The organism is Serratia sp. D1N4, from assembly GCF_054552755.1.
Map to the genome: position 1 here is coordinate 2,602,986 of NZ_CM137274.1, position 13,531 is coordinate 2,616,516.

Genomic DNA, 13,531 nt, shown 5'->3' on the forward strand with positions numbered 1-13,531 from the left:
GACAGAAGAAAAAGTAATGACCGGATTTATGTATTTAACCATGGCAATTATCGCTGAAGTTATTGCTACGACCATGTTGAAAGCCTCTGAAGGCTTTACCCGCTTATGGCCTTCGGTAGTGGTGATCGTCGGCTATGCCGTCGCATTTTGGGGGCTGTCGATGGTGGTAAAAACCATGCCGTTGGGGATTGTGTATGCAATCTGGTCGGGTATGGGCATCGTGCTGGTTTCAGTCGCGGCGGTGTTTATTTATCAACAGAAATTGGATCTGCCAGCGGTTCTTGGCATGAGCTTAATTATTGCCGGGGTGCTGGTGATTAATTTATTTTCAAAATCGTCGGTGCACTGATTATTAGTGATGGTTGCGCTCAGTATTCCTTTCAGGTCAAAAAAAAGACAAATAAACGCGCTGCGATATTCTCATTATTTAATTATCAGGCTAGATTAAATAGGCTTGTACCAGAGATAGGCTCTCAGCCCTCGGTGGGGCTTTGAGTATACCGTTTATAGCAATGGCGATTTTACACAGCAAAGTCGTAACGGGTTCAGAGGTAAAATAATGACTACAGCAAAATGGCTGCTTGCCAGCGTCGTACTGGTTTTGGCTGCTTGCAGCAGCAATAACAACGAAGAACCACCGCAGAAAGGCACCAGCGCCAATATTGGTATGATACCGACCAGCGCTCACTGCGCCAGCGTGGGTGGCGTGACCACCATCGCGCACAATCTGAACGGTGATACGTTGAGGATGTGCCAAATGCCAAACGGCAAGCAGTGTGAAGAGTCAGCGTTGGGGCAGGGAGCCTGCGCAGGCTGATGCAGTAGCCGGGCCACGCTGCTGGCCCGGTTAACATACTCGGCCTAGAGCTGGTTCGGGCAGCTTTCCCCCTTGGAAAGCTGTTCGATATTTCTCAGCGTGGTTTCCGAAATGCTGGTCAGCGCCTCTTCGGTCAGGAACGCCTGGTGACCGGTGAACAGCACGTTATGGCAGGCCGACAGACGACGGAAAACGTCATCCTGGATCACGTCGTTGGATTTATCCTCAAAGAACAGATCGCGCTCGTTTTCGTATACGTCCATCCCCAGAGCACCAATTTTCTGCTGTTTCAGCGCGTCAATGGCCGCTGATGAGTCAATCAACCCGCCACGGCTGGTGTTAATCACCATCACCCCGTCTTTCATTAGCGCGAAAGCATCGGCATTCAGCAGGTGATGGTTTTCCGGCGTCATTGGGCAGTGCAGGGTGATTACGTCAGATTTGCCATACAGGGTTTTCAGATCGACATACTCCGCTCCCAGTTCCAGCGCCTGTTCGCTCGGGTAAGGATCGTAAGCCAACAGTTTCATGCCAAACCCTTTAAGAATGCGCATGGTGGCAATACCGATCTTGCCGGTACCGATCACCCCTGCGGTACGGTTGTGCATATTGAAACCAATCAGCCCTTCCAGCGAGAAGTTGGCGTCGCGGGTGCGTTGATAAGCGCGATGAATACGGCGGTTCAGGCACATCATCATGCCTACCGCATGTTCTGCAACGGCTTCCGGTGAATAGGCCGGAACGCGCACCACTTTGATACCCAGCTCTTTGGCGGCATCCAGATCAACGTTATTGAACCCGGCACAACGCAGGGCCAGGATCTCGATCCCCATTGCAGCCAATTCCTCCAACACTTCGCGGCAACCATCGTCATTCACAAAAATACACACCGCTTTGCAGCCGTGGGCAGTCTTGGCGGTTTTCTTGCTGAGAAGAAAATCAAAAAACTCCAGCTCATAACCAAACTGCTGATTTACCAGCTCAAGGTACTTGCGGTCATACTGTTTGGTACTGTAAATCGCCATTTTCATCGTGGTTTCTCCCGCGTAATCATCTGTTTAATTTAGTCTATTTTACTAAATTCGACAATGAGTTAGCTTACCCGTGCGCTGGTGGTGAACTAGGGTTTAGTGCTAGAAATCAGAGCATTAGTGGTTTTTACCGCGCCGAGGGGGATAGAAACCTATATATTACTAATGGGAATGTATCACCTTCACCTGGTAGGGGATTCATGCCATCATTGGCCGCGATTTAACGGCAATGGCTCTGTTTTATCAGTGTTTATCGGGAATGAAATCAGCGCGTAATGACGAAGAGATTAAAAATATCCATTGGGATAGTGGCGGGTATCCTCCTCCTGTTAGTCACGCTGTGGCAGACGCTGCCACGCTGGTTGCCACGCGCCATTACCCCTTGGTTGCCGCAGGGTAGCCAACTGGTATTGCAAGGGCCGTTGCGCTGGCAACAGGGTGCTCTGCGTATTGATGGCGTGCGTTTTAGCGCGCAGGGCTGTGCCATCGCTGATGTCAGCAGCTTGAGCCTGGCTTATCAGCATGGTCGCTGGCTGCTGAATGGCGATCGTCTGACGGTGGACACCGCCTGTCTGCCCAAATTACCCGCCGGTGATGCCAACCAGGCACCGCTGACGCTGGATCGGCTGCAAAGCCAGCTACCGCCGTTTGACCTGAACATCAATCTGTTCACTCTCGCTCCGTGGCAATTCTATGCCGGTAAATTGCAGTTGCTATCTTCGGCCGATGGCCAGCACCTGCATTATCAGGGGGAAAATCTTACCGCTGAAGCGGTACTGGACGATCGTCAACAACTGACGTTCAATCGCCTGAGCATCACACCGCCCAACGCTGCGCCGCCGGTTCAACTGAGCGGTAAAATGACCGTGCCGCTGGATTTGAGCAGCCTGCCAGCTCAAGGGGCGCTGCAAGGGGAAGTGCAAACCGTTTATCTGGAAAATCCGTTGCTGCTGGATCTGCGCTGGCAACAGCAGCAAGGGGTGCTGACATTAACGGAAAAAGGTAGCGACCAACCCTTGGCGACGTTGCCATGGGAAGTGACGCCCCAGCAGATCCGCATTAACCAGGGTGAATGGCGCTGGCCTTACGTTGAACAACCGCTTAGCGGCGGATTGAGCATGGCGTTGCATGACTGGAGTAAAGGGCTCGATGAAACCCAGATCAGCGCACGGCTGAACGTGATCACCGCCGGGCATAACGGCAAAGGTAACGCGGTGCTGACGCTGGGGCCGGGCAAAGTCGGGTTGACCAATAGCGATCTCAGCTTCCAACTGACCGGCCAAGCCAATCTGGCCGACTTTTCGTTCACTGCGTCGATCCCAGGCGTGATCGGTGGCACCATTCTCAACCCTACATTGGCCCTGCAACCCGGTTCGCTGCTGCGCGCCTGGGGGCAAGCCACACCTGATATGAGGCTGGAAGAGGCCCGGCTGCCGCTGGCCGGGGTGAAAGTGACCGCTGCAGGGATCACCGGGCGGTTGCAGGCGATTGTTAGCGCCAGCGATCGCTATTGGGGCCGTTTCCGGCTGCATCTGGATGGACAGGCACAGACGTTCTGGCCAGACAGCGGTGATTGGCAATGGCACTATTGGGGGAATGGTCAGTTGCCTCCGCTACAGGCGGCCTGGGATGTGGCGGGCAGCGGCCGTTGGCAGGATTCCACAATTACGCTCAGCCAACTGTCGACCGGATTCAATCAGCTCAAATATGGCATGGTGACCGTGGTGGCTCCACGGCTGACGCTCAGCCAACCCCTGGTGTGGCAGCGTGATGCCACTACGCCACGCTTTAATGGCAATCTGCAACTGGTAGCTGAGCGGGCCAACTTCAGCAATGGTGCTCATCTGCCGCCTTCGGTACTGAACTTGCAACTCACCGGTAAGCAACCTGACAATTTCCAATGGCAGGGCACGCTACAGGCCCAACAGATCGGGCCGATCGCCCTGCGTGGCCGTTGGGACGGCGAGCGCCTGCGCGGCGAAGGCTGGTGGCCGAAACAGTCACTGACGGTATTCCAGCCGCTGATTTCGCCGGAGCTGAATTTCAAACTGCGCGACGGCCAGTTTTATGCGCAATCGGCGTTCTCCGCCGCACGCCAACAAGGCTTTGAAGCCGGTGGCCACTGGGTGGTGAGAAACGGTGGCCTGTGGCTGAGCGACGGTGAAGTGAGCGGGGTAGATTTTGTGCTGCCCTACCGGCTGACAAACCACCAATGGCTGTTTGGTGCCAAACGGCCGGTGATGCTGCGCATCAAGCTGATCAGCAATTTGTTTGCCATGCAGAATATTACCGCCGATTTGCAGGGCACATATCCTTACAGCGAGGCACAACCGCTGACGCTGAGCAACGTGGGTGTCGATATCCTTGATGGTCATATCAGCCTGTCGGCCTTGCGGTTGCCACAGCACGATGCGGCGGTATTGAAACTGGATAAGATCGATCTCAGCGCGCTGTTTACCGCCCTGAATCCGAAGCAGTTTGCTATGTCCGGGCGCGTGAACGGTGAATTACCGCTGTATCTCAATCATCCTAAATGGTTGGTACGCGATGGTTGGATCGCTAATGATGGCTTGCTGACGCTGCGGTTGGATAAAGACATGGCTGATGCGATTGGCAGCAATAATCTGGCAACTGGCTTTGCTATCGACTGGCTGCGCTATATCGAGATCAGCCGTTCAAAGGCGCAGGTTGAGCTCGATAATCTGGGTGAACTGACGCTGAAGGCGCAAATAAATGGCGCAAACCCGCAGAAAAATGCCAAACGTGAGATTATCCTCAATTACAGCCATCAGGAAAACGTGTTTCATCTGTGGCGCAGTTTGCGTTTCGGTGACAATTTACAGGAGTGGCTGGAGCAGGCCCTCTCACAACCTGGGGAACAACCATGAATAACACGACCGGGGCGTTGTTGGCTGCCGTGCTAGGTACTGGCTTACTGAGCGGTTGCATTCCGCGCATTGAGCTGGCGACGCCGAAAGATCCGATCACCATCAACATGAACGTCAAAATTGAACATGAGATCCGCATCAAGGTGGATAAAGACGTTGAAAATCTGCTGAAAAACCAAAGCGATTTATTCTAGGAGCCGAGATGAAAAAACGTTATCTATGGTTGATAGGCGCTGGGTGGCTGTTCAGTGGAATGGTTCAGGCGCTGACGCTGGACGAAGCCAAACAACAGGGGCGGGTGGGTGAAACCTTGAGTGGCTATATCGCCCCTATTAAGAAAGATGCAGAGACTGATGCCTTGGTACAGCGTATTAACACCGGCCGAGCCGAAAAATACCAGGAAGTGGCAGACAGCAATCACATTGCGATCGACCAAGTGGCGCGCCTGGCGGGGCAGAAACTGGTCACCCGCGCATCTGCCGGTGAGTATGTTCGCGGAATCAACGGCCAGTGGCTGAAGAAATAAAAAAGCGCGCCCTTAGGCGCGCAACAGAAATGCAGTTATTTATTATTGTGGGGTAATACGAGTTTTGCAGGGCTTGTCTTACTCGATTCGCTTGTGGTGATTATGCCGCGATCACGTCAGCCAGTGCCGCTTTGGCATCGGCCTGCGCCTTGGTGGCAACGTCTGGACCATAGGCGATACCTTCAGCAAACACGAATTCCACCTCGGTGATGCCGATAAAGCCCAGGAACAAGCGCAGGTAAGGCTCGATCAGATCGGTTGCGGTGCCTTTATGGATGCCACCACGGCTGGTCAGAATAATAGCGCGCTTGCCTTTTACCAGGCCTTCTGGGCCACTCTCGGTATAACGGAACGTTACGCCAGCACGGGCAATCAGGTCAAAATAGTTCTTCAACTGGGTTGGGATGTTGAAGTTATACATTGGTGCAGCGATCACGATGGTGTCATTGGCCTGCAGTTCGGCAATCAGCTCATCAGACAGTGCCAGCGCTTCTTTCTGACGTGGCGTCAACGGCGCATCTGAAGGACGCAGCGCACCCACCAGTTCACCATCCAGCACCGGAATTGGCTGTGCAGCCAGATCGCGCACGGTGATGGTATCGTTGCTGTGAGCCGTGGCCCATTGTTCAACGAAAAAATCGGCTAATTGGTTGGACTGGGAGTAGGTTGCCAGAATGCTTGATTTAAGAACCAAAACTTTGCTCATCGGTAGTTCCTTGGTTATGACAGTGACATCAGGACATGGCGTCCTTTGCATGGAATACACTCTATTCATCTTTATTCAACAGAGATAGCGGAATATTTCGAGACCTTTGTTCGATTTTATTGAACGAAGTAAAAGCGGCTAAGCGGATGGATTATGGCGAGAAACTTCCTTGTGATATTCTGTCGCCCTGAAACCAAATGATGGTTACCCCTATTTAGAATCGTTGCTGTGCAGTGATAACGCAGCGAAGAAACAAGGAATACCGAACGTGAAATCTCCGCTCGCGGCACTGTCAGCGCAATTGTCTGACTTGATGCTCCGTGATCAACAGCGCTTGCAACGCCGATTGCAGGGCGCGCATAAAGTCAAAAATCCCGATGCTCAACAGGCGGTTATTACTGAGATAACCGGTGACATCGCTCAGGCGTTGCAGAAAGCGCAGTCGCGCGCGGCGTCATGCCCGAAAATCTCTTACCCGGAAAGCCTGCCGGTTAGCCAGAAGAAACAGGACATCCTGAACGCCATTCGTGATCATCAGGTGGTGATCGTGGCCGGTGAAACCGGCTCGGGTAAAACCACCCAGTTGCCGAAAATCTGCCTGGAGCTTGGGCGCGGGGTAAAAGGGTTGATCGGCCATACCCAGCCGCGCCGCCTGGCCGCACGTACCGTCGCCAACCGCATTGCCGATGAGCTGGAAACCCCGCTGGGCGGCAGCGTGGGCTATAAAGTGCGCTTTAACGATCAGGTGGGTGAAAACACGCTGGTCAAACTGATGACCGACGGCATCCTGCTGGCCGAGATCCAGCAGGATCGGCTATTGATGCAGTACGACACCCTGATCATCGATGAGGCACACGAACGCAGCCTGAACATCGACTTCATTCTGGGTTACCTGCGGGAACTGTTGCCCAAGCGCCCGGATCTGAAAGTGATCATCACCTCGGCCACCATCGATCCGCAGCGTTTCTCGCGCCATTTCAATCATGCGCCGATTATCGAAGTTTCTGGCCGTACCTATCCAGTAGAAGTGCGTTACCGGCCGGTGGTGGATGACGCCGACGATACCGAACGCGATCAGTTGCAGGCGATCTTTGACGCGGTCGACGAACTGGGCCGTGAAGGGCCGGGCGATATTTTGATCTTTATGAGCGGCGAGCGCGAAATCCGCGACACCGCCGATGCGCTGAACAAGCTGAATCTGCCGCATACCGAAGTGCTGCCGCTGTATGCGCGCCTGTCGAACAGTGAACAGAACCGGGTGTTCCAGTCTCATCATGGCCGCCGCATCGTGCTGGCGACCAACGTGGCGGAAACCTCGCTCACCGTGCCAGGCATCAAATATGTGATTGATCCGGGAACGGCGCGTATCAGCCGTTACAGTTTCCGCACCAAAGTACAGCGCTTGCCTATCGAACCGGTTTCCCAGGCTTCGGCCAACCAGCGTAAAGGCCGCTGCGGGCGTGTTTCTGATGGGATCTGTATCCGCCTGTATTCGGAGCAGGATTTCCTGTCGCGCCCGGAGTTTACCGATCCGGAAATTCTGCGTACCAACTTGGCTTCGGTCATTTTGCAGATGACCTCGTTGGGGCTGGGGGATATTGCCGCCTTCCCGTTTGTCGAAGCGCCAGATAAACGCAATATTCAGGATGGCGTACGGCTGCTGGAGGAGTTGGGGGCGCTTAAAACCGCCGCCAATGGCCATTTCCAGCTAACGCCGCAAGGCCGCCAACTGGCCCAGTTGCCGATCGACCCGCGCCTGGCGCGCATGGTGCTGGAAGCGCAGAAGAGCGGCAGCGTACGTGAGATGATGATCATTACGTCCGCGCTGTCGATCCAGGATCCGCGCGAGCGGCCGATGGATAAACAGCAGGCTTCAGATGAAAAACACCGCCGTTTTGCCGACAAAGACTCCGATTTTATGGCGTTCGTTAACCTGTGGGATTACCTGAAAGAGCAGCAGAAAGAGCATTCCTCCAGCCAGTTCCGCCGCCTGTGCCGCAACGATTTCCTTAACTATCTACGCGTGCGTGAATGGCAGGATATCTACACCCAACTGCGCCAAGTGGTCAAAGAGCTGGGCCTGCCGGTTAACAGCGTGCCTTCGGACTACCGCAGCATACACACCTCTCTGCTGACCGGTTTGCTGTCGCACGTTGGGCAAAAAGATGCCGACAAGCAAGAGTTTACCGGTGCGCGCAACGCGCGTTTCTCTATTTTCCCCGGTTCTGGTTTATTCAAGAAGCCGCCGAAGTGGGCGATAGTGGCCGAACTGGTGGAAACCAGCCGTCTGTGGGGGCGCATTGCCGCGCGGATTGAGCCGGAGTGGATCGAACCGCTGGCGCAGCACCTGGTAAAACACCATTACAGCGAACCGCACTGGTCTAAATCCCAGGGTGCCGTGATGGCCAGCGAAAAGGTCACGCTGTTCGGTTTGCCGATTGTGGCCGCCCGCGCGGTGAATTACAGCACTATTGATCCGCTGCTGTGCCGTGAGCTGTTTATCCGCCATGCGCTGGTGGAAGGGGATTGGCAGACGCGCCACGCTTTCTTTGCTGCCAACCTGAAGCTGCGCGCTGAAGTGGAAGAGCTGGAACACAAATCTCGCCGCCGCGATATTCTGGTGGATGATGAAACGCTGTTCAGTTTCTACGATCAGCGCATTCCTAGCGACGTGGTGTCCGGGCGACATTTCGATAACTGGTGGAAAGCGGCCGCTAAGCAGAAACCTGATTTACTCAGCTTCGAAAAAGCGATGCTGATCAAGGACGGTGCCAACAAGGTTAGCGCACTGGATTATCCCAACACCTGGTATCAGGGCGATCTCAAGCTGCGCCTGACTTACCAGTTTGAGCCCGGCACTGGTGCGGATGGGGTGACGGTGCATATCCCGCTGCCGATCCTCAATCAGGTGGAAGCGGCCGGTTTTGAGTGGCAGATCCCCGGTATCCGCCGCGAACTGATTATCGCTTTGATCAAATCGCTGCCGAAGCCAGTGCGACGTAACTTTGTGCCAGCACCCAACTACGCGGAGGCTTTTCTTGGCCGCGCTACGGCGCTGGAAATGCCGCTGCTGGATTCATTGGAACGTGAGTTGCGCCGCATGACGGGCGTGACGGTGTCACGTGAAGATTGGCAATGGGATCAGGTGCCCGATCATCTTAAAATGACTTTCCGCGTGGTGGGTGAAAAACACAAAACGCTGCGTGAAGGCAAAGACCTGCTGGCGCTGAAACTGCAACTGAAAGAGCAGGTGCAGGAAACGCTGTCGGCGGTGGCGGACGATGGTATTGAGCAGAGCGATCTGCATATCTGGAGCTTTGGCAAGCTGCCCGAGTTTTACGAACAGAAACGCGGTGGTTACTCGGTCAAAGCTTATCCAGCGTTGGTGGATGAAAAAGACAGCGTAGCGATCCGCCTGTTCGACAGTGAGCAGGAACAGCAGCAGGCCATGTGGCAGGGAACGCGCCGCCTGCTGCTGCTGAACATTCCATCCCCAATCAAATATCTGCATGAAAAGCTGCCGAACAAAGCCAAACTGGGGCTGTATTTCAACCCCTATGGCAAAGTGTTGGATCTGATCGATGACTGTATTTCATGTGGTATCGACAAGCTGATTGCCGAACATGGCGGGCCGGTCTGGCAGGAAGAAAACTTTGCCCGGTTGCAGGAATTGGTGCGTGCGGAGTTGAACGAAACGGTGGTAGAGGTGGCCAAGCAGGTCGAACAGATCCTGACCACGGTGTTTAACATCAATAAGCGCCTGAAGGGCCGGGTGGATATCTCGTTGGCGCTGGCGCTTTCGGATATTAAAAGCCAGCTTGGTGGCCTGATTTACCGTGGATTTGTCACTAACAACGGTTTTCATCGTTTGTCGGATACCCTGCGCTATTTGCAGGCAATCGAACGCCGGTTAGAGAAGTTGGCCGTCGATCCGCAACGCGATCGCGCGCAGATGTGGCGAGTGGAGCAGGTGCAACAGGCGTGGCAGCAGTGGCTGAACAAACTACCGCCGAAGCGTCAGCAGGACGATGAGGTGAAAGCCGTGCGCTGGATGATCGAAGAACTGCGCGTTAGCCTGTTTGCGCAGCAATTGGGCACGCCTTATCCCATTTCTGATAAGCGTATTCTGCAAACTATCGATCAGCTTTCGGCGTAGATAATACCGCACCGGTCGTTGCCAGCCTGGTGCGGTCTCTTCAGTAAAGGGTTACGGCTATTTACCAGCCGCCAATGCATTCAGGGCATCGCGAATAGCGGTAACGGAAAGCGCTCTGTTGTCAGCCCGGTAACGATCTTCCGCTGCCGGTGCTGAACTCTGGATGGCGATCAGCCGCCAGCCATCATCGGTTTTCAGCAACAGCGGGGAACCACTGTCGCCCGGCAGCGTATCGCATTGATGCGACAGCACGCCTTTTTGTGCCCAACCGGTGACTTTGCAGCCTTGATGGCCATAGAGATTGTTCAGATGATCTTCCGGATAACCGGCCTGAGTAATCAGGCGCTTCGTCTTCTTCAATGCTTGGCTTAATGCTTTACTGTCACCCTGCCACAGTGGTAGCGGTTTGATCGGCAAGGGGTGCTGCTCTTTCAGCCGAATCAGCGCAAAATCGTAAGCGGCAGCGGCAGGAGGTACGATCCAACCGTCGCCATCGGGTTTAAGCTTTTTGCCTAACTTCGGGTCAACCAGCGTTTCGATATTCTCCGTCTGGTATTGCCAGCCGTTGGTATTGGAAATAAAACGCAGAGTCACTGCCTTATCAAGATGACCCGGTGGTGCCAGTACGCAATGGCCCGCAGTGAGCGCCAAATGAGGCGAGATCAGCGTGGCGGTACACAGATTACCGCTGGCAGTTTCTACCTGACCAATGGCCTGCCAGGGCGATTCGCTGGTTTCTGTTACTTTGGTGCGCTCATCTTTGCCGAAAAACAGGCGGGTTAGTTCTGCCTCAGACGCATCAGAAGGGCTGTCAGCGCGGGCGGAAAAGGATAAAACCAATGGAAATGAACACAGCAGCAGCAAAACGGGTATGCGCATAGGTTTCTTGCCTGACAAGTACGAATTCCCCATAAATACAATGAATGCTAACTATAGACCGATTTAGCTATCGTGTGGATGCTCTGTCATTGATTTCCTGACAAAACTGACGGGAAATTAAAGATAAAAGAAGGCGGCGATTAATCCGCAAACGATCAGGGTGCCAAAGATGATCTCAAACAAGTAGCGACGCAGCATAGTGACAACCCCCGATGATAAAACACCCGGCGAACCGGGTGTTGAGCAACATTTGCCAGAACAGGTGAGGGGTGCCTCACGCCAGGTGGCTATCAAGCCGCCGGAGTTGCTGCTTGTTTACTGGCTTTTTTGTGATGCTTTTTAGCTGCCTGGGCTTTCTGAACGGCTGCTTTCTTGTGGTGCTTCTTGGCGGCTTGAGCTTTTTGCTCAGTGGTTTTCTTCGCGTGATGTTTTTTCGCATGCGTTGCTTTAGCCGGAGCGGACTCAGTCGAGGTTGCGCCAGATAGCGCAGGAGCCATGGTATCAGCAGCGAAAGCAGCAGAAGACAGACCCATTACTGCGGCAACCATCAGAGCTAATACTTTTTTCATGGTGAATCCCTCAAATTACGGTTTATGTTTCAACCCCACTGCGGGGCCGTTGAAACAATCTTATGTAAAGTCTGGAATACTTTCCGTGAGTGATTGGTTTCGGCTTGTAACTCAATGTACAGGGCCTTTATTTGTTATTTTAGTTAAAACATACATTAATTGATATTAACCCCAAACTTCTGCGGCTACAGTACATCGAGTAACATCGCGCTCTCTGATATTTCTTAAAGCTTTACAGCGGGAAAAGGCACGGAATACCACGTGCCGGAAGGTGATTACAATTACAGATAGCGGTTTTCCAAGTGCTGGCGGAAATAGCGTGGATTTAGCGTCTCACCGGTCGCATTGGCGATCAGGGTATCGGTCGAGTATTGGCTGCCGTGACGCCAGATATTTTGCTGCAACCAGTGGAACAGGGCGCTTAAGTCGCCCGCGGCAATATCATCGCTCAAATTGGGCAGCGCTTTACGTGCGTGCTGGAATAGCTGCGCGGCGTACATTGCACCAAGGGTATAGGTAGGGAAGTAGCCAAAAGCACCATCGGTCCAGTGAATGTCCTGCATGCAGCCATTACGATAATTGCTCACCGTATCTAACCCGAGATAGCTGTGCATTTTCTCGTTCCACAACGCCGGGATATCCTCTACTTCAATCTCGCCTTCAACCAACGCCTGTTCGATTTCATAACGCAGAATCACATGGGCTGGATAGCTGACCTCGTCGGCATCAACGCGGATCAGGCCGGGTTTTACGCGCTGATTTAAACGGATGAAATTGCTTTCTTCCAAGGCTGCCTGCTCACCAAACTGGGCGGTAACCAAAGGGCGCAGGATCTTCAGGAAATCGCTGCCACGTGCCAGTTGCATTTCAAACAGCAGGCTTTGCGATTCATGAATGGCAGTAGAACGAGCCAGAGCAACGGGTTGGCCAAGCCACTCACGCGGCAGGTTCTGCTCGTAACGGGCATGGCCAGTTTCGTGCACGATGCCGAGTAACGCGGTAAGGAACTCATTCTCATTATAGCGGGTGGTAATGCGTACATCTTCCGGCACGCCGCCGCAGAACGGATGCACACTCACGTCAACACGGCCGCCGTCAAAGTTGAAACCGAGCAGTTTCATGACGCTCAGGCCGAGTTTACGTTGCAGTTCAACATCAAACGGGCCCTGTGGGATCAGGCAAGGTTCTGTTGCCTGTTTGGCGACCACTTTTTGCAGCAAATCTGGTAACCAGGTTTTCAGATCGCCGAAAATCCGATCCAGATCGCGGCTGCGCATACCGGGTTCATACAGGTTGAGCAAAGCGTCATAACGGCTGACACCGGCCGCTTGCGCACGGATTTGCGCTTCTTCACGGGTCAGTTTGACCACTTCACGCAGGTTATCGCTAAAGCCATCCCAGTCATTGGCCGGGCGTTGCGCGCGCCAGGCGTGTTCACAGCGTGCGCCAGCCAATGACTTTGCTTCAACCAGGGATTCTGGTACCAGCACGGCGTTATCATATTGGCGGCGCATTTCCAGCAGATTGGCGCTATCAATGCCGCTCAGAGATTCTTGCTGCGCGTGTTCCAGCAGGGTACCGGTTTTGGGGGCCGTCAGGATCTGGTGCTTCAGCACGCTCAATTCTGCCAGAGCTTCAGAGCGGGCCTTGTTACCGCCCGGTGGCATCATGGTCTGCATGTCCCAGCCGCTGATGGCGGATAGGTGATCAAACCGCGAAAGGCGGGTGAATAACGCGCGTAGCTCTTGGTAAGCTGATGAGGAATGTGCAGATGTCATGAATTAGCTTCCTATAATATCCCGTGTAGCGGTTGTTGCCCACAATGTACTATAGGTTGCCACGCACGAGAAAAAAATCGAACCTGGTTAGCCATAACGCACTAATACTGGGTGTTTGGTTACCACAGCACAAAAAATTGTTCGAGATTAATACCCTTATTAAGTGCAAAAGTAATACCGC

12 protein-coding genes are annotated in these 13,531 nt (G+C 53.8%); 6 read left to right on the forward strand and 6 right to left on the reverse strand.

Features of this window, described 5'->3' with window-relative positions:
* Positions 1–16: 16 nt before the first annotated feature.
* Both ACX1CU_RS11350 and ACX1CU_RS11355 read left to right on the forward strand, forming a co-directional pair.
* Positions 17–349: an SMR family transporter gene (locus ACX1CU_RS11350; RefSeq protein ID WP_459402648.1), complete on the forward strand. Its 333-nt coding sequence runs from the start codon at positions 17–19 to the stop codon at positions 347–349.
* Positions 350–559: 210 nt separating this feature from the next.
* Positions 560–817 (forward strand): putative hemolysin, encoded by a 258-nt coding sequence (locus ACX1CU_RS11355; RefSeq protein WP_459402649.1) that lies wholly within the window; start codon positions 560–562, stop codon positions 815–817.
* Between the two features lie 44 nt (positions 818–861).
* Here ACX1CU_RS11355 and ACX1CU_RS11360 read toward each other — a convergent pair whose 3' ends face one another.
* Positions 862–1,848: a 2-hydroxyacid dehydrogenase gene (locus ACX1CU_RS11360; protein WP_459402650.1), complete on the reverse strand. Its 987-nt coding sequence runs from the start codon at positions 1,846–1,848 to the stop codon at positions 862–864.
* A gap of 275 nt (positions 1,849–2,123) precedes the next feature.
* On the opposite strand from ACX1CU_RS11360, the gene ACX1CU_RS11365 reads away from it, so the two are divergent.
* Genes ACX1CU_RS11365 through ACX1CU_RS11375 form a run of 3 tightly spaced genes read left to right on the forward strand, consistent with a single transcriptional unit; the run spans position 2,124 to position 5,262 of the window.
* Positions 2,124–4,736 carry a YdbH family protein gene (locus ACX1CU_RS11365; RefSeq protein WP_459402651.1) on the forward strand — a complete coding sequence of 871 codons (2,613 nt, stop codon included), beginning with the start codon at positions 2,124–2,126 and terminating at the stop codon, positions 4,734–4,736.
* Positions 4,733–4,930 carry a YnbE family lipoprotein gene (locus tag ACX1CU_RS11370; protein WP_459402652.1) on the forward strand — a complete coding sequence of 66 codons (198 nt, stop codon included), beginning with the start codon at positions 4,733–4,735 and terminating at the stop codon, positions 4,928–4,930. The genes ACX1CU_RS11365 and ACX1CU_RS11370 overlap by 4 nt, the downstream gene beginning before the upstream one ends.
* Before the next feature lie 8 nt (positions 4,931–4,938).
* Positions 4,939–5,262 (forward strand): YdbL family probable chaperone protein, encoded by a 324-nt coding sequence (locus ACX1CU_RS11375; RefSeq protein ID WP_459402653.1) that lies wholly within the window; start codon positions 4,939–4,941, stop codon positions 5,260–5,262.
* Positions 5,263–5,362: 100 nt separating this feature from the next.
* Here the strand turns inward: ACX1CU_RS11375 and azoR are convergent, their stop codons facing one another.
* Positions 5,363–5,968, reverse strand: coding sequence for an FMN-dependent NADH-azoreductase (gene azoR / locus ACX1CU_RS11380; RefSeq protein WP_459402654.1), 606 nt, complete (start codon positions 5,966–5,968; stop codon positions 5,363–5,365).
* Positions 5,969–6,236: 268 nt separating this feature from the next.
* On the opposite strand from azoR, the gene hrpA reads away from it, so the two are divergent.
* The gene (gene hrpA, locus ACX1CU_RS11385) at positions 6,237–10,124 is read left to right on the forward strand and encodes an ATP-dependent RNA helicase HrpA (RefSeq protein ID WP_459402655.1); all 3,888 of its coding nucleotides are present in this window, start codon (positions 6,237–6,239) and stop codon (positions 10,122–10,124) included.
* A 57-nt stretch (positions 10,125–10,181) separates the two neighbouring features.
* On the opposite strand, the gene ACX1CU_RS11390 is transcribed toward hrpA, so the two are convergent.
* From ACX1CU_RS11390 to ACX1CU_RS11405, 4 genes are all read right to left on the reverse strand, one after another.
* Positions 10,182–11,003, reverse strand: a complete 822-nt coding sequence (locus tag ACX1CU_RS11390; protein WP_459402656.1) for a trypsin-like serine peptidase — start codon at positions 11,001–11,003, stop codon at positions 10,182–10,184.
* 117 nt (positions 11,004–11,120) lie between these two features.
* Positions 11,121–11,201: a small membrane protein YdgU gene (gene ydgU, locus ACX1CU_RS11395; protein WP_459402786.1), complete on the reverse strand. Its 81-nt coding sequence runs from the start codon at positions 11,199–11,201 to the stop codon at positions 11,121–11,123.
* 92 nt (positions 11,202–11,293) lie between these two features.
* Positions 11,294–11,572: an acid resistance repetitive basic protein Asr gene (asr, locus tag ACX1CU_RS11400; RefSeq protein WP_459402657.1), complete on the reverse strand. Its 279-nt coding sequence runs from the start codon at positions 11,570–11,572 to the stop codon at positions 11,294–11,296.
* 281 nt (positions 11,573–11,853) lie between these two features.
* Positions 11,854–13,350 carry a carboxypeptidase M32 gene (locus ACX1CU_RS11405; RefSeq protein ID WP_459402658.1) on the reverse strand — a complete coding sequence of 499 codons (1,497 nt, stop codon included), beginning with the start codon at positions 13,348–13,350 and terminating at the stop codon, positions 11,854–11,856.
* Positions 13,351–13,531: the final 181 nt, after the last annotated feature.

Bases quoted from the DNA above. Each gene is read 5' to 3' on its own strand.
- ACX1CU_RS11350 (WP_459402648.1), top strand. From the start codon at position 17: ATGACCGGATTTATGTATTTAACCATGGCAATTATCGCTGAAGTTATT.
- ACX1CU_RS11355 (WP_459402649.1), top strand. From the start codon at position 560: ATGACTACAGCAAAATGGCTGCTTGCCAGCGTCGTACTGGTTTTGGCT.
- ACX1CU_RS11360 (WP_459402650.1), bottom strand. From the start codon at position 1,848: ATGAAAATGGCGATTTACAGTACCAAACAGTATGACCGCAAGTACCTT.
- ACX1CU_RS11365 (WP_459402651.1), top strand. From the start codon at position 2,124: ATGACGAAGAGATTAAAAATATCCATTGGGATAGTGGCGGGTATCCTC.
- ACX1CU_RS11370 (WP_459402652.1), top strand. From the start codon at position 4,733: ATGAATAACACGACCGGGGCGTTGTTGGCTGCCGTGCTAGGTACTGGC.
- ACX1CU_RS11375 (WP_459402653.1), top strand. From the start codon at position 4,939: ATGAAAAAACGTTATCTATGGTTGATAGGCGCTGGGTGGCTGTTCAGT.
- azoR (WP_459402654.1), bottom strand. From the start codon at position 5,968: ATGAGCAAAGTTTTGGTTCTTAAATCAAGCATTCTGGCAACCTACTCC.
- ACX1CU_RS11390 (WP_459402656.1), bottom strand. From the start codon at position 11,003: ATGCGCATACCCGTTTTGCTGCTGCTGTGTTCATTTCCATTGGTTTTA.
- ydgU (WP_459402786.1), bottom strand. From the start codon at position 11,201: ATGCTGCGTCGCTACTTGTTTGAGATCATCTTTGGCACCCTGATCGTT.
- asr (WP_459402657.1), bottom strand. From the start codon at position 11,572: ATGAAAAAAGTATTAGCTCTGATGGTTGCCGCAGTAATGGGTCTGTCT.
- ACX1CU_RS11405 (WP_459402658.1), bottom strand. From the start codon at position 13,350: ATGACATCTGCACATTCCTCATCAGCTTACCAAGAGCTACGCGCGTTA.